This window comes from Neorhizobium sp. CSC1952 (assembly GCF_030378245.1).
In the GTDB taxonomy this organism is placed as follows: domain Bacteria; phylum Pseudomonadota; class Alphaproteobacteria; order Rhizobiales; family Rhizobiaceae; genus Neorhizobium; species Neorhizobium oryzae_A.
The window spans coordinates 2,648,679-2,674,938 of record NZ_CP128416.1; the positions used below are offsets into that span (position 1 = coordinate 2,648,679).

General features: G+C 62.6%; 21 protein-coding genes. 7 read left to right on the forward strand and 14 right to left on the reverse strand.

Translation table 11 applies throughout. The features are described 5' to 3' along the window. Positions 1–5 precede the first annotated feature (5 nt). On the reverse strand, positions 6–545 hold the full coding sequence (locus QTA58_RS12955) for a VOC family protein (protein WP_289669140.1): 540 nt from the start codon (positions 543–545) through the stop codon (positions 6–8). A 77-nt stretch (positions 546–622) separates the two neighbouring features. Next, a complete protein-coding gene (locus QTA58_RS12960; protein WP_085420586.1) occupies positions 623–1,639 on the reverse strand; it encodes a TRAP transporter substrate-binding protein in 1,017 nt (338 codons plus the stop codon). A gap of 108 nt (positions 1,640–1,747) precedes the next feature. Here QTA58_RS12960 and QTA58_RS12965 point away from each other — a divergent pair, with 108 nt between their 5' ends. Both QTA58_RS12965 and QTA58_RS12970 read left to right on the forward strand, forming a co-directional pair. After that, complete coding sequence (locus QTA58_RS12965; protein WP_289669141.1) at positions 1,748–2,806, forward strand: LacI family DNA-binding transcriptional regulator; 1,059 nt, start codon at positions 1,748–1,750, stop codon at positions 2,804–2,806. A gap of 74 nt (positions 2,807–2,880) precedes the next feature. Next, complete coding sequence (locus QTA58_RS12970; RefSeq protein WP_289669142.1) at positions 2,881–4,746, forward strand: TRAP transporter large permease subunit; 1,866 nt, start codon at positions 2,881–2,883, stop codon at positions 4,744–4,746. Positions 4,747–4,855: 109 nt separating this feature from the next. Here the strand turns inward: QTA58_RS12970 and QTA58_RS12975 are convergent, their stop codons facing one another. Next, the gene (locus QTA58_RS12975) at positions 4,856–6,292 is read right to left on the reverse strand and encodes an ATP-binding protein (RefSeq protein ID WP_289669143.1); all 1,437 of its coding nucleotides are present in this window, start codon (positions 6,290–6,292) and stop codon (positions 4,856–4,858) included. A 190-nt stretch (positions 6,293–6,482) separates the two neighbouring features. Here QTA58_RS12975 and QTA58_RS12980 point away from each other — a divergent pair, with 190 nt between their 5' ends. Further along, entirely contained in the window at positions 6,483–6,851 is a 369-nt protein-coding gene (locus QTA58_RS12980) for a hypothetical protein (RefSeq protein ID WP_289669144.1), read from the forward strand. Here QTA58_RS12980 and QTA58_RS12985 read toward each other — a convergent pair. Further along, positions 6,848–7,567 carry a response regulator transcription factor gene (locus tag QTA58_RS12985; RefSeq protein WP_289669145.1) on the reverse strand — a complete coding sequence of 240 codons (720 nt, stop codon included), beginning with the start codon at positions 7,565–7,567 and terminating at the stop codon, positions 6,848–6,850. The genes QTA58_RS12980 and QTA58_RS12985 overlap by 4 nt on opposite strands. Before the next feature lie 271 nt (positions 7,568–7,838). Here QTA58_RS12985 and QTA58_RS12990 point away from each other — a divergent pair, with 271 nt between their 5' ends. From QTA58_RS12990 to opgC, 3 genes are all read left to right on the forward strand, one after another. Then, entirely contained in the window at positions 7,839–10,409 is a 2,571-nt protein-coding gene (locus tag QTA58_RS12990; RefSeq protein WP_289669146.1) for a DUF1217 domain-containing protein, read from the forward strand. Between the two features lie 108 nt (positions 10,410–10,517). Further along, positions 10,518–11,987: a flagellar hook-associated protein FlgK gene (gene flgK, locus QTA58_RS12995; protein WP_289669147.1), complete on the forward strand. Its 1,470-nt coding sequence runs from the start codon at positions 10,518–10,520 to the stop codon at positions 11,985–11,987. Positions 11,988–12,128: 141 nt separating this feature from the next. Continuing rightward, positions 12,129–13,319, forward strand: coding sequence for an OpgC domain-containing protein (opgC, locus tag QTA58_RS13000; RefSeq protein ID WP_289669148.1), 1,191 nt, complete (start codon positions 12,129–12,131; stop codon positions 13,317–13,319). A 21-nt stretch (positions 13,320–13,340) separates the two neighbouring features. On the opposite strand, the gene QTA58_RS13005 is transcribed toward opgC, so the two are convergent. Next, on the reverse strand, positions 13,341–15,311 hold the full coding sequence (locus tag QTA58_RS13005; protein ID WP_289669150.1) for an EAL domain-containing protein: 1,971 nt from the start codon (positions 15,309–15,311) through the stop codon (positions 13,341–13,343). Between the two features lie 671 nt (positions 15,312–15,982). Here QTA58_RS13005 and QTA58_RS13010 point away from each other — a divergent pair. Then, entirely contained in the window at positions 15,983–16,318 is a 336-nt protein-coding gene (locus QTA58_RS13010; RefSeq protein ID WP_289669151.1) for a LysR family transcriptional regulator, read from the forward strand. 4 nt (positions 16,319–16,322) lie between these two features. On the opposite strand, the gene QTA58_RS13015 is transcribed toward QTA58_RS13010, so the two are convergent. The 9 genes from QTA58_RS13015 to QTA58_RS13055 form a co-directional block, all read right to left on the reverse strand. Continuing rightward, a complete protein-coding gene (locus QTA58_RS13015) occupies positions 16,323–16,901 on the reverse strand; it encodes a helix-turn-helix transcriptional regulator (protein ID WP_289669153.1) in 579 nt (192 codons plus the stop codon). 137 nt (positions 16,902–17,038) lie between these two features. Then, positions 17,039–17,887 carry a 5-dehydro-4-deoxy-D-glucuronate isomerase gene (kduI, locus tag QTA58_RS13020; RefSeq protein WP_289669154.1) on the reverse strand — a complete coding sequence of 283 codons (849 nt, stop codon included), beginning with the start codon at positions 17,885–17,887 and terminating at the stop codon, positions 17,039–17,041. A 29-nt stretch (positions 17,888–17,916) separates the two neighbouring features. Beyond that, positions 17,917–19,062: a glycoside hydrolase family 88 protein gene (locus QTA58_RS13025; protein WP_289669155.1), complete on the reverse strand. Its 1,146-nt coding sequence runs from the start codon at positions 19,060–19,062 to the stop codon at positions 17,917–17,919. 5 nt (positions 19,063–19,067) lie between these two features. Then, positions 19,068–20,582 (reverse strand): glycoside hydrolase family 28 protein, encoded by a 1,515-nt coding sequence (locus QTA58_RS13030; protein WP_289669156.1) that lies wholly within the window; start codon positions 20,580–20,582, stop codon positions 19,068–19,070. A 5-nt stretch (positions 20,583–20,587) separates the two neighbouring features. Beyond that, complete coding sequence (locus QTA58_RS13035) at positions 20,588–21,844, reverse strand: ABC transporter substrate-binding protein (protein WP_289669157.1); 1,257 nt, start codon at positions 21,842–21,844, stop codon at positions 20,588–20,590. Between the two features lie 32 nt (positions 21,845–21,876). Next, positions 21,877–22,989, reverse strand: coding sequence for an ABC transporter ATP-binding protein (locus QTA58_RS13040; protein ID WP_289669158.1), 1,113 nt, complete (start codon positions 22,987–22,989; stop codon positions 21,877–21,879). 5 nt (positions 22,990–22,994) lie between these two features. Beyond that, positions 22,995–23,903: a carbohydrate ABC transporter permease gene (locus tag QTA58_RS13045; RefSeq protein WP_289669159.1), complete on the reverse strand. Its 909-nt coding sequence runs from the start codon at positions 23,901–23,903 to the stop codon at positions 22,995–22,997. A gap of 3 nt (positions 23,904–23,906) precedes the next feature. Further along, positions 23,907–24,791, reverse strand: coding sequence for a sugar ABC transporter permease (locus QTA58_RS13050; protein ID WP_289669160.1), 885 nt, complete (start codon positions 24,789–24,791; stop codon positions 23,907–23,909). Next, the gene (locus QTA58_RS13055; RefSeq protein WP_289669161.1) at positions 24,788–26,194 is read right to left on the reverse strand and encodes an alpha-galactosidase; all 1,407 of its coding nucleotides are present in this window, start codon (positions 26,192–26,194) and stop codon (positions 24,788–24,790) included. Before QTA58_RS13055 ends, QTA58_RS13050 begins: the two co-directional genes overlap by 4 nt. Between the last annotated feature and the right edge of the window lie 66 nt (positions 26,195–26,260).

A 26,260-nucleotide genomic window follows, 5' to 3' on the forward strand; every position in this document is an offset into this window, starting at 1 on the left:
GCGCCTCAGATCTTCGAAAGGTCGGGGAAGGGGCGGACCGGATCCTTGCCGTCCCAGTCTTCGGAAGCCTTGCGGATCGCATCGAACATGCGGCCCTTGGGACCAGCCACCTCCGAAAGTTCGATCACGGTTCCCGGATGATAATGGGTGTCGAAATAGACGAAGCGGCCGTTCTCGCCGACTTCACCGGCCATGACCACCTCGAAACCCTCTCTGGCCAGACGGTCGAGATCGGCATCGAACGTGTCGGTCCAGTAGGCGACGTGCTGCAGGCCGCGATGGCCCGCGTCGCGAAAATCCTTGTACATGGACGGCACGTCGTTGCGGGTCTGGATCAGCTCGATCTGCAATTCTCCGGAATTGGCAAGCGCCACGGAATTGTGCGGCCGATAGCTTTCGCCGCGATAGCGGTAATTCACGATCGGAACCCGCTCATTGTAGAAGAAGGGGCCGACGCCCAGCACGCGCGTCCAGTAATCCATCGCCGCCTCGATATCGTCGACGACATATCCCGCCTGGCGGACCTTCCCGAAAAAACGGCTCATGTGATGTCTTTACTTCATTTTTATGATGGATTTTGATGGAGGCGGCGGAAACTATTCCGCCGCCTGTTCGATCGAGATCAGGCGAGCGAGCCGACGACGCTTTCGAGCGCGCTCCAGGCCTCGTCGCCGAATTCCTTGCTCCACTTCGAATAGAAGCCGTTTTCCTTCAGCTTGGCGCGGAAGCTGTCCGTTTCGACCTTGTTGAAGGCGAGGCCGGCCTTTTCGAGGTCGGCCTGGACACCGGAATTCAGGCCGGCGATGTCCTCGCGCTGCTTGAGGCCCGCTTCGTTGATGGCGCGGGAAACGACCGTCTTGACGTCGTCCGCGAGGCCGGACCATTGGCGGCCGTTGGCGATGAACCAGTAGCCGTCCCAGATGTGGTTCGACAGCGCGCAGTTCTTCTGAACTTCGTAGAGCTTCGAGACCTGGATGATCGGCAGCGGGTTTTCCTGGGCATCGACGACCTTGGTCTGCAGGGCGGAATAGACCTCGCTGAACTGCAGGCTGGTCGGCGAGGCCCCGAGCGCCGAGAACATGTCGATCGAGAGCGGGCTCACCGGCACGCGGATCTTCAGGCCGTTCATGCCGTCGGCATTGGTGATCGGGTCGCCGCTCGTGGTCGTCTGGCGGAAGCCGTTGTCCCACATGGTCTCCATCGCATAGAGACGGGCGTCGGCGATCTTGTCGCGCACGATCTTGCCGACCGGGCCGTCCATCGCCTTCCACACCTGCTCGTAATCCTTGAATGCGAAGCCGACGGCGTTCAGCGCCGCGGTCGGAACCAGGGTCGCGATGACCAGCGAGGACGGCGTGAAGAAAGTGAGCGCGCCGCTGCGGACCTGCGACAGCATGTCGGTGTCGCCGCCAAGCTGGTTGGCCGGAAAGATCAGCATTTCCACCTTGCCGTCGGTTTCCTTGGCGATGCGGTCGGCCGCTTCCTTGGCGCGGATGTTCAGCGGATGGCTGAGCGGCAGGTTGTTGCCGTAACGGAGCTGAATCTCGGCGGCATTGGCAAAGCGCGGGATCGAAAATACGGCGCCGGCTGCCGGCGCTGCGGCCAGACCCTTCAACAGGGTGCGGCGGTTGAGTGTCATTGTCATCTTTGTTCCCTCCCGATGAAAAAAGTCACTTCCCAAGCCGGAAATTCGATCATATGAATGATGAAGTCAAATATGAAATCTGATGTAATTTGATGTAATCCGATGTTGGGCGAAGCACTCGAACACCCTGAAACCGGTCGCCGGCCGACCATCGTGGATGTGGCGCGCCATGCCGGCGTATCGACCGCGACGGTCGATCGCGTGCTGAACGGCCGCCAAGGCGTGCGCGCCCCAACCGTGCAGCGGGTGATGAAATCCGCCGCCGAGCTGGGATATGTCGAGGAGGGTGCGCTGAGCGCCGCGACGCCGCAGACGCTTGCCAACATCTCCTTCCTGCTGCCCGCCGGCACCAACCGCTACCTCGTACATCTCGGCCGGTCGATCATCGAACACACGTCGCTCTTCCAGAAGCACGGCATCAAGCCGACGGTGGAATACATCAAAAGCTTCAGCCCGGAAGCTCTCGCGACGGCGCTTCAAAAGCATGGGCGTTCGGCCGAGGGTATCGCCTTCATGGCGCTGGAACATCCGGCGGTGCGGGAAGCGGTGAACAAGCTGGCCGCCAGAGGCGTGCCGACGGTCACGCTGATCTCCGACATCGCCAACGCGCAACGTTCCGCCTATCTCGGGCTCGACAACCGTTCGACCGGCCGGCTTGCCGGTTATCTGATCGCCCGATTCGTCGGCAAGGCGCCCGCCAAGGTGGCGATGATCGCCGGCAGCCTCAGCTATCGCGCCCATGAGGAACGCGAGATGGGCTTTCTTCACGTCCTGAAGGAAAGCTATCCGCATATCGAGGTCGTCGGTATCCGCGAAGGCCATGATGACGAGACCATGAACTACCGGCAGATGCGCATGCTCCTGAGCCAGCATCCGGATCTCGCCGGCATCTACAATATCGGCGGCGGCGCGAGCGGCGTCGGCAAGGCGATCAAGGATGCGAGACGCGAGCATTCGCTGGTCTTCGTCGGTCATGGCCTGACGCCCGATACGCGTGCGTTCCTGATCGAGGGCACGATGGATGCGGTCATCACCCAGAACCCCAACGACACGATCGCCCGCGCCGCGCGGGTGTTCAAGAACCTGCGCGACGGCCTGCCGGCCGACGAGGATGTCGAGCCGCTGCGCAGCGAAGTGATCTTCCGGGAAAACCTGCCGTGAGCAGCGCCGTACCGTATCTTTAGTTTGAGTTTCGAGGAGACGATGGCGCCGAGACCGCCGTCGGGGAGGACAATATGGCAATGAATTCCGAAGTGCTCGACGACCTGCCGCTGATGGAGCTGCAGCAATCGGCGCCCGGCTCGCTATGGATGCGGCCGGTGGAGATGATCTGTGCGGCGCTGCTCACCTTCATCATTGCGATCCTGTTGATCGGGGTGACGGCACGCTATGTCTTTTCCTCGCCGATCATCTGGGGTGACGAGACGGCGTCTCTCGCCTTCCTCTGGCTCGCCATGCTGGGATCGGCGATCGCCATCGACCGGCACGAACACCTCCGGCTGACGGTCTTCCTGCATCTCATCAGCGAGCGGAAGCAGAAGTTCGTCACCACGGTCGGCCTGCTGCTGACGGCAGTCTTCCTGGGGAGCCTCCTCTATCCGGCGATCGATTATGCGATCGAGGAAAGCTACGTCACCTCGGCGGCCCTGCTGATCCCGATGAGCTGGCGCGCTTCGGCGCTGCCGGTCGGCCTAGGGCTGATGCTGGCGATCGTCATTCTCCACGGCGTCCGGGTCGGCAATGCCCGCATGCTGCTCGGCGCGGCGGTGCTGGTCGGCGCCGTCGGCGGTCTGCTCTTCGCGCTGGAGCCGGCGCTTGCGTTCCTCGGCAACTGGAACATCGTCCTGTTCCTCGTGTTCGGGGTGGGCATCCTGCTTGCGATGGGCGTTCCGATCGCCTTCTGTTTCGGCCTTGGCGCGCTGTCTTTCCTCACCTTCACCAGTTCCGTGCCGATCTTCGTCATCGTCGGCCGCATGGACGAGGGCATGTCGAGCATCATCCTGCTGTCCGTGCCGATCTTCGTGCTGCTCGGCTGCGTTCTCGACGCCACCGGCATGGGCAAGGCGATCGTCGAAGTGCTGGCCTCGCTGCTCGGTCATGTCCGCGCCGGCATGTCCTATGTCCTGCTCGGCTCCATGTTCCTGGTCTCCGGCATTTCCGGCTCGAAGGTCTCGGACATGGCGACGGTCGCGCCGGCGCTCTTTCCGGAAATGAAGCGGCGCGGCCACAAGCCGCCGGAAATGATCGCGCTGCTGGCGACGGGCGCTGCCATGGCCGAGACCGTGCCGCCCTCGATCGTGCTGATCGTGCTTGGCTCGACGGCAGGCGTCTCTATCGCCGGCCTGTTCACCTCCGGTTTCGCGATCGCCATGGTCCTGCTACTGGCGCTTGCGGTTCTGGCGCGCTGGAAATCGAGGCACGAATCGATGGAAGGCGTCAGGCGCGCCTCTTTCGGGACGATCCGCAAGGCGGTGATCGTCGCCGCGCCGGCCCTGCTTCTGCCCTTCCTCATCCGCAGCGCGGTCGGCGGTGGCGTGGCGACGGCGACGGAGGTCTCCACCATCGCCGTACTCTACGCGCTCATCATCGGCGCGACGCTCTATGGCGGCATCAGCCTGAAGAAGCTCTACGGCATGCTGGTCGAGACGGCCGCATTGTCGGGCGCCATACTGATGATCCTCGGCTGTGCGTCGGCCATGGCCTGGGCGCTCACCCAGACCGGTTTCGCCTTCCAGCTGGCCCAGGCCGTCACGGGGCTTCCGGGTGGCTGGCTCACCTTCATGGCGGTGACGGTGGCGATCTTCATGGTGCTCGGCTGCGTGCTGGAGGGCCTGCCGGCGATCGTGCTGATGGCGCCGATCATGTTCCCGATCGCCAAGACGCTCGGCATCAACGACGTGCATTATTCGATGGTGGTCGTCACCGCGATGAATATCGGCCTGATCGCGCCGCCGATCGGCATCGGCTTCTACATCGCCTGCAAGATCGGCGGCGTGTCGCCGGACGAGGCGATGAAGGCGATCTGGCCGTATATCGGCGCATTGCTCGTCGGCCTCGTATTGATCGCGGTCTTCCCGATCTTCTCGACGGCGTTTCTCTGAAACAGGCGGTCGGGCGATGTTTGCCGGCCGGATAGCTGCGCGCTGATCCGAGCATTGCGGCCGTAGCTGACGGGTAACCCCTTGGCTGCGGCACAGGAAAGGGCCAGCGTTATGCCGCAGAGCGCGGGAGGATGAGCCTCGCCTCCAGCCCGCCGCCGGGATTGTTTCTGAGCGAAATCTCGCCTCCGAGCTTGCGGATGAGATTTCGCGCGATGGTCAGGCCCAAGCCAGAGCCGCCGGTTTCCCGGTTCCGCGACTGCTCGAGCCTGATGAACGGCTTGAATACCCGGTCGATTTCCGCATCCCCGATGCCGGGGCCTTCGTCGATAACCGCGAGGATGACGTGCCGCTCATCATGCCGTAGCGCGAGCCTGGCGCTGTGACCGTATTTGATCGCGTTCTCGACGACATTCCGGATCGATCGCCGCAGTGCCACCGGAGGCGCGAGGCAGATGAGACGTGGTGTCTCGCCCTTCAGAGGCTCCATGGTCGCCTCCTCGTATTCGTCGGCGATCGCATCGGCCATGCTCCATAGATCGATCAGTTCCATGGATTCGGTATTGGCGCCCAGTTTCGCCAGCCCGATCACCGATTCGACGGTTTCCTCGATGTCGGCGATGCCTTCCGCCAGGGCCTTCTTCAACGAGGAGTTCCGGAGCAGCGCGAGGCGCAGCCGCATCCTGGTCAAAGGCGTCCGCAGGTCATGCGCGAGCGCTGCCGCGAGCAGCTCCCTTTCCTCGAAGTGTTCCTGAAGCCTTGCCTGTGTCTGATTCAGCGCGCGGGCCGCGCTGCGGAAATCCCGTCCGCCCTTCTCCGGCAGAGGCGGGCTGTTGAGATCGTCTCCAAGCCTCCTGACCGCTGCTTCAAGGAGCTGGTACGGAGCTGCGATACGCCACACCGCCCAGAATGCAATCATCACGACGCAGGCGCTGACGGCGAGATACGTGGGGAGGCTGTCGGGCGAGAGAAGCGGCCCCGTCGGCGTCACGGGGGTGACGATGTTCAGCCACTGTCCGTCCTGGAACCTCAGCGACACCCGGTAACGCGGGCTCTTCAGAAAATCGCTGGCGATTTCCGAAAGGTTTTCCTGCACGTCGCTGGTCTGGTCGGGGTTCTGCGCCCTTCTCGCCGTGGCGTCCGGCAGCTGCGGTTCCTCGAGACGAACCCGGACGTCCTCTATGCCAAATCTCGAAAGCTGCGCGGAAAGGATATCCTCAAGTTCGGCAAGGGGATCGCTGGAGGCCGCGATGAGGGCGACGCCGGGTGACGAAGAAAGGGTCAGAACGACCGTGGGGTCCGTCAGCTCGCCGCTGATGCGCTTGCGCTCCTCGGGCGAAAGCGGCGTCATGAGTTTGGCGAGCCAGAAAGCCCTTTCGTTGATCCGGTAGAAGTCCACGGTCTCGTTCGATGCCACGCGGTCACGCGACATGATGACGAAAAGGCTGGTTTGCGAGACGAGCAGGACGGCGATCAGGACGATCAGCACCCAGGCCGGAAGCGTCCGTGGAATGAGACGCCGTGCAGTAGACCACCCTAGATCGCGCATAGTCGTGATATGCCTCCAGCAACTCCATGCCATGTCAGCCGATACCATCCGTGCAGCCGTTCGTCAGCGACCTTGTCTCCGGTTTTTACAATCCGGAAACACGATTTGCACGGTGGTGAAAAATGCTGCGGATCGTTGCGTGCGATAACGTCGCGTCTTCCAAACGGGACGGCAGCGAATGGAGAACATCATGTTTGAAAGACCGCCGGACACGAGGACCGGCAAGCTTCATGACCGGACGCGATGGCACGGACATAACGACAATGCCTTTTCGAGGAAGAAGAGCCCCGCTGACCCGCGTGCATGCGGACATCTGCGGATCGAGGCGGATGGCAAAGTCGCGGAGTTCTTCGTTCCCTCGGACGAAGAGGCCGAGTTGATGGTGCTGATCTCCGAAATCGCCGCGTCAGCCGATGCCGAGGAAGCCGTCGCGGTCGCGCGAAGGCGGCGCAGATATCTGGTCGCGGGATCGGTCGCCATAGGAATTTCCATGCTGGCGCTGATGATGCTCGTCGAACTGGCACCCAATTTCGACTTCGAACCGGAATATCCCGATTAGTCGCGGCACGTATCCGCCACGAATTGATAGCCGCCGCCACGCACCGTCTCGATCATCGATGGTGCCTTGGGATTGTCGTCAAGCTTGCGCCTCAGCCGGCTGACCAGGATGTCTATGCTGCGGTCGAAGCTCTGGCTGGCGTTTCCGCCGCATCGCTCGATCAACTGCTCCCTGCTGAGGACGCGCCCGGAAGCCTCGACGAGCGCTTCGAGCAGATTGAATTCCGCGCGCGTCAGCTCCACCCGAACGCCGGCAGCGTCGGTGAGCCGGCGGCGGCCGAAATCCAGGGTCCATCCGGCAAACCGAACGACGGCGGCTGCGGCGGACGGTTCCGGGGGAGCGGTGCCGCCGTGGCGGCGAAGCACGGCGCGTATTCGCGCCAGAAGCTCGCGAGGGTCGAAGGGTTTGGACATATAGTCGTCGGCGCCGACCTCCAGCCCGACGATCCGGTCGCTCGTATCCGTCATGGCGGTCAGCATGATGATCGGAATCCGCGAGCGCCGTCTGATTTCCTGGCAGAGCTCAAGCCCGGTCCTTCCCGGCAGCATGATGTCGAGCACGATCAGGTCGAGTTTCGTCCGCTCCAGTTCCAGAGCGAGCTCGTTACCGTCCTTGGCAAGCGACACGCGCATTCCGCGGCGCTGAAGAAAGTCCTTCAGCAGCGACCGTATTTCCGCATTGTCGTCCACGATCAGGATATGAGGAACAGAACTCAAGGCCGGGAATCCCATTGGGCTGGTAAGTCATTAGAATACCCCTTACGCGTTCGCCACTCCTTCGTAGCGGCAGACCTGCCGCCGTTACAATTCGGAAACACTTTTTTAACTTTCACGAAAAACACCGAAGCGGCCGTTCATGCGAAATGGGACGTGTCGGCTGATTCATCGGGATGCCAGAGGCGGATCGCAAGTCTTGCGTACTGTGGTTGGGCAATGGGCAAGCGGCGAAAGTCGCTGACACACGGATGTTCCGCCGGAGATCGCTACGATGGTATCGACCTATCTGACTTTCGATCTGGTCAACCGCGATATTGCAAAGAGCCTCGGTCGCGTCGCGACACAGGCGACCGTCGCGAGAGACGCGGAATACTATCGCCAGAATATCGGAAAGGTGAGGACGATCGACGAATTCGTCGCGGACTACCGTCTCTATTCCTATGCGATGACCGCCTACGGCCTCGAGGAGATGATCTATGCGAAGGCCTTCATCAAGAAGGTTCTGGAGAGCGATCTCAGCGACGCGAACAGCTATGCCAACCGCCTGACCGATGACCGGTACAAGAACTTCGCGGCCGCCTTCAACTTCGGCAAGACGATGTCGGCGCAGGGCATCGCCCAGTCGGAAGCGCAGCGGGACAAGCTTCTGGGACTTTACGACCAGAGCATCTCGGCCTTTGCCGAACATACGAAGGAGGAGACGCGCTACTACAAGGCGATGGTCTCCCAGGTGAAGAACGTCGACCAGTTTCTTCAGAACGAGCGTCTGCGGAACTACATGTTCGAATCCTACGGCATCGACGGCAAGTACTTCATCTACAAGGACCTCCGCGGCGCGCTGACCAGCGACCTCGGAGACCCGAGCAGCTATTACAATCTGACCTGGGGCAATGCTGCCGCGGAGGCCAAGGCCACGCTCGCGGCTGCCAAGAGCGAAGACGCCGATCTGCTCGAACGGCGAAACCTCGATGGCTCCGTGACAAGCCTGCGGGCGACCATAGCCTCCAAGGAAACGAAGATCGCTGCCCTGGAGGCCGAACTTGCCGATCTCAGGGCGCAATTGGACGACGGAGGTGACGAAACCGAGCTTCAGGAGCTCATCGATGCGAAACAGGAGGAGATGGACGCCCTCAAGGAAAATCTGGAGACCGACCGGACGAACCTCGAAAGCTCCCAATCGCGCCTGGACGACCTGAACGCGCGCCTCGTGCCGCTGGACAGGACGGATCAGCGCAGGGCCGAGCTTAAAACGCTGCAGACGCGTCTTACGGCCGAGATAACGTCGAACGAGAGGTTCCTTGCCCTTGTCGAGGATTTCCAGTTCAACGCCGACGGCTCGGTGCCGGCCGGTGGCGCCCAGACTGCCGAGAAGCTGGACAAGACGGTTTCGGCCTATCTGATGAAGCAGCCGCGTCTGACCCAGACGCAGGCCGAAATGATCCGGGATTATGCTATTCAGAGGCTTGCCACCGCGACGAGCATCGCAGACCTCAACCTGTCGCAGGACAAGCGGCTGTTCGACTACATCCGTTCCGCCTTCGATCTCAACGAGTCCTACATCGTCCCCGCCACGATCGAGCAGATCCTCGTCAATTCCGGCGACATCGTCGGGAAAAACCTCGACGCGCGGCCCCAATACAAGGAGCTCTACGAGGCGTTCAACTTCAATGCCGACGGAAGCGTGGACGGACAGGCGCAGACGAAGCAGCAGTCCGACCGGACCGCCCGCTTCTACATGAGCAGGTATGACGACAAACAGGAAGAGGCGGACCAGAAGGCGATCAGGCTCTATAAGACCGCTCTTTCAAGCGTCGCATCGCTCGACGATTTCCTGAAAACCGGCAACGTCTATTCCCTGGCGCTTCGCGCGGTTGGGATCGATCCTTCCGAGGTGTCGAAATTCGCCATCAAGAAGGTTCTGACGAGCGACCTTTCGGACCCGAAGAGCTATGTCAACCAGTTCAAGGACGAACGTTTCCTGGTGCTGGCCAAGGCCTTCAACTTCACTGCCAAGGGTGACGTCACGACGCCGGTACTCGCGCAGTCTTCGACGGCCATCACCCAGACGGCTCGCGACTACATCGTCGAAAAGACGCGCTTTCTGAGCAAAAGCGAGAAGGAGGAGGCACGCAAGCAGGCCGAGGAGGAATCGAAATATTACACGGACCGCATCGCCAGGGTGGAGACGCTTTCCCAATTCCTTGCCGACAGGAAACTGGTCGATATCGTGCTCACGGCCAATGGTTTCGACCCCAAGGCGGTGAATGACGAGTTTCTGAAGAAGATCTTTTCGTCCGATCTCAATGATCCGAAGAGCTTCGTCAACCAGCAGAGCGACAAGCGGTTTGCGCAGATGCTGGGTTCTTTCAATTTCGACGGGCAGGGCAACATCTCGCGCGATAAGGCCACGGGCGCACAAAACATGGGAAGCGTCATGGCGACCGAGCAGGCCTATCTCAACCAGGTGCTGGAGACGCAGCAGGGAGAAGACAATCCGGGCGTCCGCCTGGCGCTTTATTTCCAGCGTGTCGCTCCGACGATCACGGACGCTTACGGCATCCTTGGCGACGACGCGCTTCTCGAGTTCTTCCGCGTGACCTTCAGCCTGCCGAGCGAGTTCAGCTCCGTCAATGTCGACAAGCAGGCGAAGGTCGTCGAGAAGCACATCAACCTGAAGGACCTCAAGGATCCGGCCAAGCTCGCGAAGCTCGTGCACCGGTTCACCATCATGTACGACCTCGAATACGGTTCTTCCCAGCCATCGGCAGCGCTACTCCTCGGCGGGGGAGGCGGCATCAGTGCCGATACGCTGTGGGCGCTTTCCCAGATCAGGCGCAGGTAGGAAGTCTTGGAAGAAAACAGGCGACCTCTTTGACCGGCGCCAGGCGATACATCCCCGGTACCTCGGATTTCACAGACACGGAGATCCCGCAACCAATCAGGAGCCCAGATGTCGTTGTCATCGACCCTTTCCACCGCACAGGCGATCCTCAGCAATACGGGAACGCAGGCGGCGGTCGTCGCGAAGAACCTCGCGAATGCTCAGAACCCGGATTATGTCCGCCGCTCCGCCCCGATCGTCGCTGGCGGCAACGGTGCGGTGGTGGGCGATATCGTCAGGGCGGGCAATCCGGCGCTCTTGCGGCAGACGATTGAGAGCTCTTCCGCCGCGAGCGGCCAGCGGACGCTTCTCGACGGGCTGAACGCCATCAAGAACCTGATGGGAGGAAACGACAACGAATTTTCTCCCGCAAAGCTCATAGCCGCCCTCCAGAACAACCTCGATGCCTTTGCCGCCAAGGCCAATGACATCGGGCTCGGCCTTGCGGTGCTTGCCAGCGCCCAGGATGTTGCTGCGGGTCTGAAGACCGCTTCCGACCAGCTGCAGGGGCTGCGCAAGCAGGCCGACGAAGAGATCGGGAACCAGGTCGGCGAGCTCAATGCCCTGCTTTCCCAGTTCCAGGAGGCGAACGATCGGGTCAAGAACCTGACGGCGACCGGCGGCGATCCCAACGATGCGCTCGACACCCGCGACGGCCTGCTCAAGAAGATATCGGAGATCGTCGGCGTCACCGCGTCGCTCCGCGACGGCAACGACATGGTTCTCTACACGTCGGACGGCACCACGCTGTTCGAGACCGTGCCGCGCAAGGTGACCTTTCAGCCGACGGCCAGCTTCGATGCGTCGACACCCGGCAACGGCATTGCCATCGACGGCGTTCCGCTGAGGGCAGGGCAGGGCGGAGACACGACCGCGAAAGGTTCGCTGCAGGCCCTGCTTCAACTGCGCGACCAGATAGCGCCCGTCTTCCAGAGCCAGCTCGACGAGATCGCACGAGGGCTCGTTACGGCGTTCGCGGAAACCGGGCCGGACGGCACGCTCGTGCCCATGGCGGGGCTGTTCACCTACAAGGACGAGACGGGCGCCCTGCAGACGGCCGTGCCTGCTGCCGGTGCGATCGTTCCCGGCCTAGCCTCCAGATTGGTCATCAATCCGGCCGTCGTGCCGCCGGTAGGCAGCATGGACGCGCTGCGGGATGGCGGCATGAACGGGGCCGAATACAGGGTGAACACGGGCGGCAGCAGCTATGCCGGCCTGATCGATCAATATAACCGGAATCTGGAGGCGCCGATGGCCTTCGACCCGGCAACGGCGATCGGCGATTCCAGGAACCTCCTTTCCTTCGCGACGATGTCGGTCGGATGGCTGGAGCAGCTGCGCAGTTCCGCCACGCACGCGGACGAAGCCAAATATGCGATGCTCAGCCGTTCGCTGAATGCCTATTCGAGCGCGACGGGGGTCAGCCTCGACGAGGAACTGTCGCTGCTCCTGGACATCGAACAGGCCTACAAGGCGGCCGCCAAGCTGCTGCGAATGACCGACGAAATGGTGGAAGCACTTCTCAAGATGGGGCGCTGATCCGGCGGGCGTGGGTTGCCGGCAGGGCTCTCACGATTCCGAGAGCGAAAACTCACTGCATATCAGCCTTCTTTCATTTGACATCCATACCCGTCACGCCAAAAAGGCGTGACCACAGAAGACATTGCCCAAGGCCATCACATGAAGCGATATGAAATCATCGACGGTTTGCGCGGTTATTTCCTCGTCTTCATGCTGATCAATCATCTTGTCTTCGTCGGCGGCTACTGGATGCTGCTCGTCAATCACAACCAGCTTGCCTTCGTGGAGGATGCGCAGGGTTTCGTCTTCCTGTCCGGCCTGCTTGTCGGCATGGTCTACAGCCGCAAGATGAGCAAGAACGGCTACAGGCAGGCACGCCAGCAGCTCTGGGCGCGCGCCTTCGAGATCTATCGCTATGCGATGCTGATCGTCATGGTGGTCCTTGTGGCGCAGATGGTGCTGCCGGACGCTTACCGGATCTGGCATGCCTGGCTGGGATATACGACCTTCGACGAGCCGCTTCGTCTTGCTGCCATCGGCGCGCTGCTGTTCCAGCCGACCTTCATGGACATCCTTCCCCAATATGTCGTGTACATGATCTTCGCGCCGCCGATCATCTGGTTCTGCCTCAACGGCAAATGGGCTTATGTCGTCGTCGGTTCCCTCATCCTGTGGATGGCGGGCCAGCTCGGCCTGCAGCGGCTGGCCACGGAGATCGTCAACGGCTGGATCATCGGCAGCGACCAGCAGGGCGTGCGCGCGAGCTTCAACCTGTTCGGCTGGCAGATCGTCTTCTTCTCCGGCCTGATCATCGGCGTTCTGACGGCCAATCGGGAGATCGACTGGTCGAAAATCTTCCGGCCGGAAGCGACGCTCATCCCGAAACTATGCCTGGCGGTCTGCCTTTTCTTCCTGCCGCTGCGGATCGCCTCCGCTCACGACCTGCTGCCGCAATTCGTGCTCGCCAAATTCACGACGATGGAAATCCGCGCCGATTTCGGACCGGTCTACATCGCGAATTTCCTGGCTGTCGCCATCGGCCTCGTCTGGCTCCTGATGGCGGGCCCGCGACACGAAAACATCTACGTGCGCCGGCTGGCGGCGGGACTGACCTGGCTGTTTTCGGCCGGCTTCCTGCGCCTTCTCGGCCGGCACTCGCTGCACGTCTACGTCTGGCATGTGGTGATCGTCTACATGGTCTTCTATGTCGATCAGCGGACGCCTGAATTCTCTCAGCTCACCAAGACGCTGATCGCCTTGATCTCGATCATGCTGCTCTCGCTGCCGGCGCTCTGGCGCGAGCGGGACCGCTTCATGGGCGGACCTCCCGCAAAACTTGCCAACAGCTAGACTTGCCAACGGCTAGCCAGGCTATCCGGCGATCCACCCTCTTCGGCGCTGTTCGGCAAAATCCTCACGGCCGCCAGGCAGGTTGTGGTACCTGTCGATCGCCGCCGGCAGGCCGAGCAGATAGCCCTGCGCTTCGTCATAGCCCTCCATCCGCAGGAACGAGAGCTGGTCTTCCGTTTCGACGCCTTCCGCGAGGACTGGAATGTCGAGGCTGCGCCCGAGCGTCAGCACCGCGCAGACGATCGCTTTCGCCTGTGGATCGCGCGGTGCTTCCGCCATGAACGAGCGGTCGAGCTTGATCTTGTCGAACGGAAACGATCGCAACGTATCGAGCGAGGAATATCCCGTGCCGAAATCGTCGATGGCGATCGTCACGCCGAGCGCCTTGATCCGGCGCAGCATATCCAGGGTGCGCTGCTTGTCGACGATGATCGTCGATTCCGTGATTTCGAGTTCCAGCCGATGCGCCGGCAGGCCGGTTTCGGTCAGAACGTCCTGGACGAGGCTGGCCAGATCGGCATGCGCGAACTGGACGGCCGACAGGTTGACGGCGATCCTGATGTCGCCGGAAAAGCGCGCGGCTTCGCGGCAAGCGGTCCGCAGCACCCATTCGCCGATCGGCAGGATCGCGCCGCATTCCTCGGCGATCGGGATGAATTCGGCAGGCGGGATCATGCCGCGTTGCGGATGGTGCCAGCGCAGCAACGCTTCGTAGCCGCGTATCTCGCCGTCCTTCACGCCGCTCTGCACCTGATAGTGCAGCTCAAGCTGCTTCCTTTCGACGGCGGCCCGCAGATCGTTGGCCAGATTGCGCCGATCGCGCGCCGCCTCGTCCATCCCGGGTTCGTAGAAGCAGATGGTCTGGCCGATATTCGCCTTGGCGCGATACATCGCGAGGTCGGCATTGCTCACCAGGGCGTCCTTGTCGGTTCCGTCTTCCGGATAGATCGCCACGCCGATGCTTGCCCCGACCGACGTTTCCCACCCGTCCAGGGTCATGGGTTTGAGGATCGCCGCTTCGATCCGGGAGGTGAAGTCCAGGACGTCCGCCTGGTTCTCGAAGCGCTTGACGGCTGCGAATTCGTCGCCGCCGAGCCGGGCGATGAATTCACCCGGGCGGCGTATGCCTGAAAGCCGCCCCGCGATCACCTTCAGGGCGTCGTCGCCGGCGGCATGGCCGAACGTGTCGTTGATTTCCTTGAAGCGGTCGAGATCGATGCCCACCACGCCCAGCTTGCCGGCACTCTCGCGAAGCCCTGCCAGTTCGTCGTCGAGGTGAACGCGATAGCTGCGCCGGTTCGGCAGGCCCGTCAGCGAATCGTGGAGCGCAAGCTGCTGATAGCGTTCGAGGGCGGCTGCCCGCTCGCTGTCGTCGATCACGTAGCTCGTCGCGCCGGCGCCGACGATGATGAGGCTGACAGCCGCGACGGCCGCTGCCATGCTGGTGAAGACATCGGACGATGCGCCGGCGGCCGGCGACAGCGGATCGACCGAGACCGCGGCCATGCCCGTGAAATGCAGGCTCAGGGTCGCCGCGGCAAGCAGGCCGGGGGCAAGCAATGCGTTCCATCCTTGCGCCTTCCGGCTTGCCGCGGTCATCGCGGCCGAACCGATCAGGACGGCGAGGGCGACGGAAGCGATCACATAGCCGCCGTCCCACGTCACGATCCCTTCGATCCGATAGGCGACCATGCCCATGTAATGCATCGCCGAACTCGCCAGCCCGACCATGGCGCCGCCGATCCCAGGGCCGATCGGGGGGCCGATCAGGGGCATGCGCCGGCCAATGGAAGATGCGACGAACAGAAAGCCGGCACCCACTCCGGCGATGGCGATGACGAGCGAGAAGAGCGTCAAGATCGGCTCGACGACGACCGGTGTGCTGCCCTGATAGGCCAGCATGGCGATGAAATGCGTACACCAGATCGTCGCTCCGCCGGCGACGGCCGCGAGGAACGTCCATCCGAGCCGCTGCGATCCCCCCGTCTGCATGACCCGCGAGAAAAGGCGCAAGGCGGTCCATGACCCGCTGAGGCAGGTTGTGAGCGCGAGGCAGACAAGCCACAGATTATGCTCGTTGACGAGACATGAGACGACACGCATCGGGACAGCAACTTGCAAATAGGCTTGCGCCGCACCGCTATCCGCGAGCGCAAGACGGGAGAAATCTTTGGAGCCTCATGCCCGCCCGGACCGTGCCGTTTCGTCTGTAAACGTCAAATTAATGTTCGAGCAAATCGAGCATTGCTGCGTACGAATACTATTTTGAGGATTTATTTGCTTGCTGTTCTAGCGTCAGGAGCATGCTCCTTATCAGAAGCCGGCCAGACCGGCGGGATATGGTGAACGGTCTCTTAAACCGGAAGCTCGCATTTTCCGACGCTGCATGACTCAAATTTACCCATGTTTCGACGTTATCCGCTGCGGCGCCCCCTCGACAACTGTCTATACATTTTTAGTTCCCATTCTCGCCTCACGAGAACAACGCGCTATCTGGGAGGCGGTGGTGTTCCCGCAGACCGACTGCCAGCCGCCGGGCTGCGTATTCGCAGGTAAGACGCGTCAAAACAGAGTATAATGCATGAACGCTTATCGAGGTGTTGGGAGGCTCCCGCAGGAACCCCGCGAAAGGGCTCGGAATTCTTTCCGGGTGCGTGGCGCGCATGCTTGCTGAGGTACAAATCAACGTCCTTCTGAAACCCGGCCTCGCGATCGGGCCGGATACTATCGGCCTGCTGTCCGCGATTGCCGATACCGGCTCGATCACGGCGGCCGCGCGGGCGAGCAGCATCAGCTACAAGAAAGCGTGGCACATGATCGACCGGCTGAACACGTCCTTCAAGAAGCCGCTTGTCAGCACCACCAAGGGCGGAGACCGCCGCGGCGGAGCCATCCTCACCGATATGGGCGCGGAGGTCATGACGCTCTATCGCGCCATCCTGACCGCGGCCGCATCCCGGCCGAAAGAGCTGCAGAAGCTCCTGGCGTTGGCGGCCTGAGGTTTTATTCCTGCGGATCGTTCAGTTCCGCATCGATATCGGCGATTTCGCGGGCGATCGACAGAAGCCGCCGGCGCAGGGCGCGGCGCGAAATGCCCGTGACCAGAGCGGCAATCTCCCATCCTTCCGCCGACAGGCCGGAACCGGTCGTGTCGGCGGCTTTGTCGTCCGGCTGCAATCCCTCGAAAAAATAGGTGACGGGAACGGCGAGCGCATGGGCGATCAGCACAAGTGTCGAGACGGATACGCGGTTGCTGCCGCGCTCGTATTTCTGCACCTGCTGGAAGGTCAGATTGATCTGTTCTGCAAGCTGCCCCTGCGTCATTTTCCGCATCTGACGCGCGAGGCGAATATGGTGGCCGATATGCATATTGACCACATGCGCCTGATTTCGAACCAATGACCCCATACCGCCCAATCCGCTTGCTGCCCTTTTTGGAGCGGGCAGCCGAACAACCCCGCCTGGCTTCTTACAGGTCCGATATAGCATAATGGCTACATCGGGAAAGCCGCGAATTGTTGCCATCGCGGTAGGGCTCCGGCTCACGGGCGGGCAGCCGATGCAGGCGTTCTTGTCGATCAAGGGTTATTTGGGCGCGGTGCCGGCCGATGCCGAAACCAGCGACGCATGCCGCCAAGGTCCGGAATTCTCGGCGTTCGGCCGGGCTTCGAGCCCGGCGCGATCATCGTTCCCGCGAGTTTCCTGCTGGCCTGATAGCCTCAGTTCAGGCTCTTCATGTCGACCATGTCCATATCCGTGAAGGACTGGTTGTCGCCGGCCATGCTCCAGATGAAGGCATAGGCTCCGGTGCCGGCGCCGCAATGGATCGACCAGGGCGGAGAGAGCACGGCCTGCTCGTTGCGGACGATGAGGTGGTTCGTGGCTTGCGGCCGGCCCATCAGATGCACGACGAAGGCGTTTTCCGGCACTTCGAAATAGAGATAGGCCTCCATGCGCCGGTCGTGCAGATGCGCCGGCATGGTGTTCCAGACGCTCCCGGTTTCGAGCCGCGTCAGGCCCATCAGCAACTGGCAGGTCGGCAGGACCTTGGGATGCAGGTACTGGTAGAGCTTGCGCTTGTTGGAGGTGGCGCCGTCGCCGAGATTGTTCTCGATCGCGTCCGTCCTGCTGACGATCCGTGAGGGAAGGGTCGTATGGGCCGGCGCGCTGTTGATGTAGAATTTCGCGGGCGTCGAGGCATCGAGGCTCTCGAAGGAGATTTCCCTGGTGCCCTGGCCGAGATAGAGGCCGTCCATCGGCTGCAGTTCATAGGCCTTGCCGTCGGCGATGACGCGCCCGGCGCCGCCGATATTGATCAGGCCGAGTTCGCGGCGTTCCAGCAGGTAATCCGTGCCGACCAGCTTCGCCAGCTCGCCGCCGACACCGACGGCATCCCCGGCCGGCGTCGCTCCGGCCACCAGCATCCGGTCGTAGTGCGTATAGACGGCCTGCAACGTGCCTTCTGCGAAAAGGTTCTCGATCAGGAAATGCTCGCGCAGCTCCGTGCCGGTCATGCGTTCGGATTGGGAGTAGTGGATCGCATGGCGGGTCCGGACGTTGGTGCTCATGGGTAGTCCTCGATTTTCTGTTGCGTGCTCTATCGCTTGGCAGCGGCGGTGAGTTCAACGTATTCGTCCGTCCGCGGGGATGCCAGTCCGACAGATTGCGCATTCCGCAATGTTTCCGCATAGGCCATCATCAGTGGGCCGACACCCTTGATATCGTCGGGGCGGATTTCCTCCGAGAGGTAGTATCCGACGGTGCCGTCCCGGTAACGGCCGTTGAAGCCGCCGAGCCCCGCGACGCAGCAGATATTGTGAAGCTGAGGCCGCCCATGCGAATCGGGCCGCAGCTCGTGGCGGACGAGCGACCGGAAACTGGTCTCCCCGATCTCCGCAAGGGCAGCCGGCCCGCCGAGGCGGGCAAGCTTCTGCAGGAAGTAGGAGAACATGGCGGTCGCGGAGCTCTCGGGATAGTTTCCGGCGGCGTCCGGCTGGTCGATGACCTGCAGCCAGCGGTGATCCGATGTCCGTAAGGCAAGCAGCCGGGATGCCAGTGCCGAGGCGCGATCGACAAGCTCCTGCCGCTGAGGCCCGGGGGCCAGGTTTTCGACGACATCGACCAAAGCCATGGCCAGCCAGCCGATCGACCTTGCCCAATGGGCAGGCGAAAGACCGCTTTGCGCATCCGCCCAGGGCTGCTGGCGGGCCTCGTCATAGCCGTGGCGATAGAGGTCGGCATCGCGGTCATAGGTCAGATCGAGCGCGGTGGAGAATTGGCGAAGCGTCTCGTCCACCATCTCAGGCTTCGCGGCGGCCAGGGCATATTCCACCTTGAAGGGGAGCGCCATGTAGAGCCCGTCGAGCCAGATCTGGTGCGGATAGCGAAGCTTGTGCCAATAGACGTCGCTTTCCGTGCGCGGGTGGGTTTCGAGCTGCCTTGCCAGCAGCGCGGCGGCATCGAGCCAGGCTTTCTCGCCGGTCAGCGTATGGAGAAAGACGAGCGCGCGGCCGGAGAGGATATTGTCGATGTTGAACTCTTCGATCTCATAACCGACCAGCCGGCCCTGGCCGTCGATCTGTCCGCCCACAAGCCGGACGAGGTGATCCAGCCAACGCTTGTCGCCCGTCGCCTGGTGAAGCGCGATCAGGCCGCGATAGAGGCATCCGTCTTCATAGCACCAGGCGCCGCCCTTGTAATATTCGTAGTCGCGAACATAGGTCTCGAAATAGTCTTGAAGCATCGGGGTCAGTCTTGTGCTGGATGAATGGAAGCGGGAGACAGCCGCGCAAGACGGCTGAAGACGGTGTTTTCCGCGACGATGCCGGCATGGCGCAGCGGCGGGAGGAGGCAGGCCATCTCAGGCACCTCGGCTTCCGCGTCGGGCGCGAAGGAAACGGAATAGCCTTCGAAGGCGATGTCATGGATCGCCGCTTCCGGCAGGCCGTAGAAGACAGCGGCGGCAGTGCGCGCGCCGGAGACGGTGACGTTGCTGATCGCGATGGACCGGATGCTCGGCGTCTCGGTGGACACCGGCAGCGGCGAGCGGGACTGGACGTAGTCCGATCGGCCGTCGGCATCGCAGAAATAGAAGGAATTGACGGCGACCGGGGTGGCGACATCCTCCATCAGGCTGTCGGCGAGGCTGATATCCGAAACCATGCCGCCCCGGCCTCGCCGGGTCTTGATGCGAAGGCCACGATCGGTGCCCTTGAAATGGCAGTTGCGGATGGCGATGTCGCGGACGCCGGCGCTCATCTCGCTGCCGATCACCACCGCGCCATGCCCCCGCTCCATGAGGCAATTGGCAATCCGCACATGCTGCGTCGGCCGGTCGGGGCCGCCGTCCGGGCTGCGCTTGCCGGCCTTGAGGGCGATGCAATCGTCTCCGACCGAGATGGAGAGGCCGAGCAGGCGAATGTCGGCGCTGCTCTCGGGATTGAAGCCGTCCGTGTTGGGGGAGTGCGGATCGTTCTCGATCGTCAGGTCCGCCGCGAGCAATCGCCTGCACAGGACCGGATGGACCGTCCAGGACGGCGAGTTGCGGATGGTGAGGCCCGAAAGGACCACGTCTTCGCAGCCGGAGAGGAAAACGGTGCGCGCCCGCCGCGCGCCCTCGCGCGTCTCCTTCGGCCAGGACCACCAGTCGCCGCGGTCGCCGCCGCCGTCGATGGTGCCTTTGCCGGCGATGAAGAGGTTCCTGCAGTCGATCGCATTGATCAGGCTTGCGTAACAGGCCTCCGCCACGCCCTCCCAGGTGCCGAGCACGCGGCCGTCCGGATGGCGCGCGGGCAGGACGGGAAAGGCCTCCCGTTCGGAAACCGCGGCGAGCTCCGCTCCCGCTTCGAAGAGCAGCGTCATGTCGCTCTTGAGGAAGACCGGTCCGCTCGGCCAGTATCCCACCGGTATCCTCAGCGTTCCTCCCTCCGGAAGGGCCGAGATAGCACGCTGGATCGCGTCGGCATTGTTCGGCGCTTCCGTGGAGGCGCCGAAGTCGCGGATGTCGGCCAGGGCGGCCTCCGGCCGCGTCCGGAATTCGAAGCGAGCGCCGCCTGCATGAAGAATATAGGCTTCGTCCGGCTCGAGCTGAACGACCGTGAAGACGACCCAGCGGGTCGCCCCCTCGGCCGCGAGGCCGCCATCGGGCTTTCGCACCTGCCAGCCGAGCGCGGCATCGCGTTCATAAAGATGCCTTTCGGCATCGACGCTGAAGGTCGCGCTGCGTGGGCCGGAGGCCAGGAGTTCGATGGCGGCGATCGTCACGGCGCTCAGATTCCCGTCAGCGCTTCGTTGATGCCGGCGATGATCTCCGCCGCCGCATCCTTGGCCGATTGCTGGCCGTAGGCGAAGGCTTCGAAATTGCTGTCGAAGACCTCGGTGACGCGCGGATGCTCGTTGAGCGGCGAAACGCCGGGGCTCGACGGCTCCATGACCTGCTTGTAGGCCTCCAACTGGACCGGCTTGATCTTGCCTTCCTTGGTGAGGATGTCGAGCGCGGCCTTGCTGGAGGGAATGCCGCGCGTGGCGCCCATCACCTTCACCGCTTCCGGATCGTTGAGCAGGCAATTGACGATCTGTGCCGCCGCCTTCGGGTCCTTGCTGTTCCTGGAGATCGCGAAGAGCATGGACGGCTTGCGGTAGACACCGTCCGTCTTGGCGCCGTCCACGGTCAGCAGCTTGACGGGCACGAGTTCCTGGCCCTTTTCCATCGGCGTGGAAATCTTGCCGTAGGTGCTGTCCCACTGATAGCTGCCGGCGATCTGGCCCTTCGCCCATTTCTGGTTCTCGTGCAGCGGCGTGTTGCCGCCGGCGGCAACCTGCTTCCAGGATTCGATGACGCCCTTGTCGACGAGCGTCTGATAGAACTCCAGTCCTTCGACGAGTTCGTCTTCCGTCCAGGCGACCTGGTTGGTGGCGGGATCGATCAGGTCCTTGCCGGTCTTCTGCGTGGTTCGCAGGATGACGACGAGACGCGCGTCGAGTGCCGCGCCCTCGAAGGGATAATAGTCCTTGCCGAGCTTCTCCTTCATCTTCGGGGCGGCGGCGATCAAATCGTCCCAGGTCTTCGGAATGGGGACGCCTGCCTTGTCGTAGGTCGTCTTGTTGAACATGAAGACGCGGCCGGTGGTGGAGACGGGGATGCCGTTCAGCTTGCCCTTGACCGTGCCGCTGTCGAGGTCGGCCTTGGTCCACTGGCTCAGGTCGATGACGTCCTTGTACTGGTAGAGATCGGCAAAGCCGGTGCCGTTCTTGGTGAAGAGCGGCAGCCAGGGCCAGTTGATCTGGATGATGTCGGCTTCGGTTCCGCCGGCGAGCTGGGTGGCGATCTTCTCCTGATGGCCCGTCCAGCCGGAGAATTCCGGCGCGATCGTGTGGCCGAACTTGGCCCCGCAGATCTTCAGCGCCTCCTGCGTGGCGACGTGCCGGTCGTCGCTGCCCCACCAGGACATGCGCAGGTTCGCGGCGGATGCCGTCGAAAGGCTGGTTGCGGCGAACAGCGCCGCCGTTATGATCATGGTTCTCATTTTGGCTCCTCCCAAGTTGGAACGATGAAGTTTCAGGCCGCCAGGCTGATGTTCTCTCCCGTCTGGCGGTCGAACAGGTGAACTCCCTTCGGATCGGCGCTCAGCCAGACCCAGTCGTCGCGCAGCGCGCCGCGGTCGTAGGATGCGGACGGCACGACGGCGATCAGTCGTTTCGGGCCGATGTCGATATAGAGGTAGACTTCGTGGCCCATGAACTCGATGTGGTTGAGCTTGCCCTTGAGCGTGCCGGGCGTCTCCGGCAGGGCGATGCGCAGATGCTGGGGCCGGATGCCGAGCGTGATCTCGCCGTGTGAGCCCGCCGAGAGCCTATGGGCGAAGTCTTTGCCGAGGGCGATCGTCTGGCCTGCTGCCCTGACATTGCCGGCGCCTTCCATTTCCGCATCCAGGAAATTCATCTCGGGACTGCCGATGAAGCCGGCGACGAAGGTGTTGGCGGGACGATTGTAGAGCGTCACCGGATCGGCGACCTGCATGATGCGGCCGTCCTTCATCACGCAGATGCGGTCGCCCATGGTCATGGCTTCGGTCTGGTCGTGGGTGACGTAGATGACCGTCGCCTGTTGGCCTTCCGCCTTCAGCCGCTTGTGCAGGTCGGTGATGCGCACGCGCATGGAAGCCCGCAACTTGGCGTCGAGATTGGAGAGCGGCTCGTCGAACAGGAAGACCTGCGGCTTCTTGATGAGCGCGCGGCCGACGGCGACACGTTGGGCCTGGCCGCCGGAAAGCTGTTTCGGCAGCCGGTCGAGCAGCGGTTCGATCTCCAGCATGCCGGAGACATGTTCCGTCGCCTTCTCGATTTCCGCACCCGGCCGCCGTTTCAGCCGCATGCTGAAGGAGAGGTTCTTGCGCACCTTCATATGCGGATAGAGGGCGTAGTTCTGGAAGACCATGGAGATGCCCCGGTCGCCGGGCGTCTTGTCGTTGACGAGTTCGCCGCCGATCCTGATCTCGCCGCCGGTCACCCGTTCGAGGCCGGCGATCATCCGGAGCGTCGTCGATTTGGCGCAGCCCGACGGGCCGACCAGCACCATGAACTCGCCGTCCTCGACATCGAGATTGATGCCGTGCACCGCGCGGAACGAACCGTAGTCCTTTTCGAGGTTTCTCAGTTGCAGACGCGCCATTTCGATTATCCCTTGATGCCGCCGGACGAGATGCCGTCGATGAAGTATTTCTGGGCGAGGAAGAAGACCGCGAGCGCCGGCGTCAGCGCGAGCACCGACATGGCGAGCACGCGGTTCCACTCGAAGGCCTCCGTGGTGTCGATCGAGAGTTTCAGCGCCAGCGACACCGGGTATTTGTCGACCGAGGAGATGTAGATCAGCGGGCCGAGGAAGTCGTTCATCGTCCACATGAACTGGAAGAGACAGACCGAGATCAGCGCCGGCATGAGCAGCGGCACGACGATGAAGATCAACGTCTGCCAGGTGGTGGCGCCGTCGACGCGGGCCGCCTCCTCCATGTCGCGCGGGATGGCGCGCAGGAACTGCACCAGCATGAAGACGAAGAAGGCGTCTCCCGCAAAGGCCGAGGGAACCCAGAGGGGCAGGTAGCTGTCCAGCCAGCCGAGGTCGCGGAAGAGCAGGTATTGCGGAATGCGGGTGACCACGTTCGGCAGGAGCAGCGTCGCGATCAGCGAAGCGAAAAGCAGTTTCTTGAACGGGAAGTCGAAGCGCGCGAAGCCGTAGGCGACCGCGGTGCAGGAGATCGCCGTGCCGATCACCTTCGGGATGACGATCCAGAGCGTGTTCAGGAAAAATGTCCCGAAGGAATAGGGCGTCGAGGTCTGCCAGCCCTTGATATAGCCGTCGAGCGTCGGGTTTTCGGGCCAGAAACCGGGATTGGAGAAGATCTCGGAATTGGTCTTGAAGGAAGCCCCGATCAGCCAGATCAGCGGATAGAGCATCAGGAGGCCGACGCCGGCGAGCAGGACGTAACGCAGGGCGACGTTGATGCGGTGGCGGCGCATTTCCCGGGCGCGAACGGCCTCGATATCCTGAGCCGGGGAGGGGCTTTGCGAAAGAACGTGTTCGGCCATCGGTCAGCTCCTCTTGTCGCCGGCGTAGTAGACCCAGTGGCGCGAGGACCAGAAGGCGACGAGGGTGAGTGCCATGATGATGACGAAGAGGACCCAGGCGATCGCCGAGGCATAACCCATGTCGAAACGCTTGAAGGCTTCGTCATAGATGTAGATCGGCAGGAGATAGGTGGATTTCAGCGGCCCCCCTTGCGTGATGATGTAGGGGCCGTTGAACTCCTGGAAGGCCTGGACCATCTGCATGATCAGGTTGAAGAAAATGACCGGCGTGATGAGCGGCAGGGTGATATGGACGAAGCTCGTCCATTTGCCGGCGCCGTCGATTGCGGCCGCCTCGTAGAGCGTTCTGTCGATGCTCTGTAGCGCGGCGAGGAAGATCACCATGGCGGAGCCGAACTGCCAGAGGCGCAGCAGCGTGATGGTGAACAGCGCGTTGGTCGGATCGCCGAACCAGTTGACGGGTTCCAGGCCGACGAGCTGCAGGCCCATGTTGACCAGGCCGACATCCGCGAAGATGTAGCGCCAGAGGACGGCGATCGCGATCGAACCACCGAGGATCGAAGGCACGTAATAGGCGGTGCGGAAGACATTGATGAACTTCAGCTTGTAATTCAGGATCACCGCCATGAAGAGCGCGAAAGCGAGCTTCAGCGGCACCGTCGTGAAGACGTAGACCAGCGTCACCCAGAGCGACTTGCGGAAGGTGCGGTCGCTGGTGAAGAGCTTGATGTAGTTCGCCAGGCCGGTGAAGATCGGCTCGTTCATCAGGTTGTAGTTGGTGAAGCTCAGGTAGAGCGAGGCGACGAAGGGCAAGGTCGTGAAGACCAGCAGCCCGATGATATAGGGCGACAGGTAGAAAAGCCCCAGGAACCGGTTGTCTCCGCTCATGCAGCTTTCCCCGCTTTTGCCAGGGCTTCCGGCAGCCGGTGCATCGTCGCGGCAACCATCTCGCGGAACATGGCGGCAGCGCGATCGGGAGAGAGCGCGGCGACGAGCGGGTCTGACAGGAACAACGGCAGGAGCGCATCGCCGTCATGGGCGAGAACGGCCTCGACCAGCGCCGTCTGCCGTTCGGTATGCGGCCGGACGATCACCTCCAGCGCCGCCGGCAGGCGGCCCGCGTGGACCGGCTGGACTCCGAGGCCACTGAAGCGCGCGTTCGTCTCGACGATCGCGCCAAACGGCAGGCCCTGCATCTGGCCCATGTTCGGCAGGTTGACGTTGCTGATGTGTTCCGGGCCGCCGGTCAGCGCCTTGATCTGCTCGACGATCGCCTCGTCGGAGGGCGCCGGCGGGGGGAGGGGTGCACCGGCATCGAGCGCAGCCGCGGCGGCCTGTTTTTCGGTACGCTCACGAATGCGGTAATCGACTGGGGTCAGGCCGAACTTCCACCTTTCGTTTTCGTCCAGGTACCAGGACTGCGGCATGAATTCCGCCAGATGCCGGTCACCCGCGGCGCCTGCGATGCCGAAGCGGCAGGCGAGATCGAACTTCACGCGGTTCATGTCCTCGAAATAGCGGGCATGCTCGTCCGCAGGGTCGATCGGGCTTTCGCGCCACCCGGCGGCATGGTGTTCCTTCGCGAAGGCCATGTAGTCGGCCATCATGTCCATGCCTCCGACGGAGGCGGCGTCGACGAAGGTGAAGTGGTTGATGCCGAGGACGTTCACCTTGGCGTCCCGGTATCCGAACGCCACCTCGCCCCTGCGGCGATTGGCGAGGAAGGCCATCAGCTTGCGGATCTTGATGACCTCGTGGCAGGAGCCCCAGGCGCGGATTTCCGGAAAGACCTTGTAGAGCGTTCCGGTCAGCACCGACATCGGGTTGGTCAGGTTGCAGACATAGGCCTTCGGGCAGAACTCGGCGATCGCCGCCGCGATCTCGGCAAGCTGCGGGATGGCGCGCAGCGCACGGATGAAGCCGCCGGGACCCACCGTGTCGCCGACCGATTGCCGGATGCCGTAGCGCTCGGGGATGGCGATGTCATGCGCCATGTCGTCGAAGCTTCCGGGCAGGATGGAGATGATGACGAAATCCGCTCCCGTGAGCGCCGATTTCAGCGAAGGCTCCGCGGTATACCGCAGGCGCTCCGTCTGGCCCGCCCGTTCGGCGTAGCGCATGCCGATGCGGGCATTGCGCCCGGCCGCCGTCTGGTCGAGATCGTAGAGCCGGACATGCGCCGCGGCCGTCCCGTCATAGGCAAGGTCGCCCATGAGTTTCGTCGCCCAGTTGAGCGAGCCGCCTCCGACATAGGCAATATTGAACGAAGAGCCATTTCCGTTATTGTGCATCGCAATGTCTGGCGTTTCGACATGCGGACCAGCCTTCCCCGGCAATGTCCCGCAAATAATCCGCCA

Bases quoted from the DNA above. Each gene is read 5' to 3' on its own strand.
- QTA58_RS12960 (WP_085420586.1), bottom strand. From the start codon at position 1,639: ATGACACTCAACCGCCGCACCCTGTTGAAGGGTCTGGCCGCAGCGCCG.
- QTA58_RS13025 (WP_289669155.1), bottom strand. From the start codon at position 19,062: ATGCTTCAAGACTATTTCGAGACCTATGTTCGCGACTACGAATATTAC.
- QTA58_RS13035 (WP_289669157.1), bottom strand. From the start codon at position 21,844: ATGAGAACCATGATCATAACGGCGGCGCTGTTCGCCGCAACCAGCCTT.
- QTA58_RS13010 (WP_289669151.1), top strand. From the start codon at position 15,983: ATGCTTGCTGAGGTACAAATCAACGTCCTTCTGAAACCCGGCCTCGCG.
- QTA58_RS12955 (WP_289669140.1), bottom strand. From the start codon at position 545: ATGAGCCGTTTTTTCGGGAAGGTCCGCCAGGCGGGATATGTCGTCGAC.
- QTA58_RS13005 (WP_289669150.1), bottom strand. From the start codon at position 15,311: ATGCAGACGGGGGGATCGCAGCGGCTCGGATGGACGTTCCTCGCGGCC.
- QTA58_RS13055 (WP_289669161.1), bottom strand. From the start codon at position 26,194: ATGCACAATAACGGAAATGGCTCTTCGTTCAATATTGCCTATGTCGGA.
- QTA58_RS13045 (WP_289669159.1), bottom strand. From the start codon at position 23,903: ATGGCCGAACACGTTCTTTCGCAAAGCCCCTCCCCGGCTCAGGATATC.
- opgC (WP_289669148.1), top strand. From the start codon at position 12,129: ATGAAGCGATATGAAATCATCGACGGTTTGCGCGGTTATTTCCTCGTC.
- QTA58_RS13050 (WP_289669160.1), bottom strand. From the start codon at position 24,791: ATGAGCGGAGACAACCGGTTCCTGGGGCTTTTCTACCTGTCGCCCTAT.
- QTA58_RS12975 (WP_289669143.1), bottom strand. From the start codon at position 6,292: ATGCGCGATCTAGGGTGGTCTACTGCACGGCGTCTCATTCCACGGACG.
- flgK (WP_289669147.1), top strand. From the start codon at position 10,518: ATGTCGTTGTCATCGACCCTTTCCACCGCACAGGCGATCCTCAGCAAT.
- QTA58_RS12980 (WP_289669144.1), top strand. From the start codon at position 6,483: ATGTTTGAAAGACCGCCGGACACGAGGACCGGCAAGCTTCATGACCGG.
- QTA58_RS12990 (WP_289669146.1), top strand. From the start codon at position 7,839: ATGGTATCGACCTATCTGACTTTCGATCTGGTCAACCGCGATATTGCA.
- QTA58_RS13040 (WP_289669158.1), bottom strand. From the start codon at position 22,989: ATGGCGCGTCTGCAACTGAGAAACCTCGAAAAGGACTACGGTTCGTTC.
- QTA58_RS12970 (WP_289669142.1), top strand. From the start codon at position 2,881: ATGGCAATGAATTCCGAAGTGCTCGACGACCTGCCGCTGATGGAGCTG.
- kduI (WP_289669154.1), bottom strand. From the start codon at position 17,887: ATGAGCACCAACGTCCGGACCCGCCATGCGATCCACTACTCCCAATCC.
- QTA58_RS12965 (WP_289669141.1), top strand. From the start codon at position 1,748: ATGTTGGGCGAAGCACTCGAACACCCTGAAACCGGTCGCCGGCCGACC.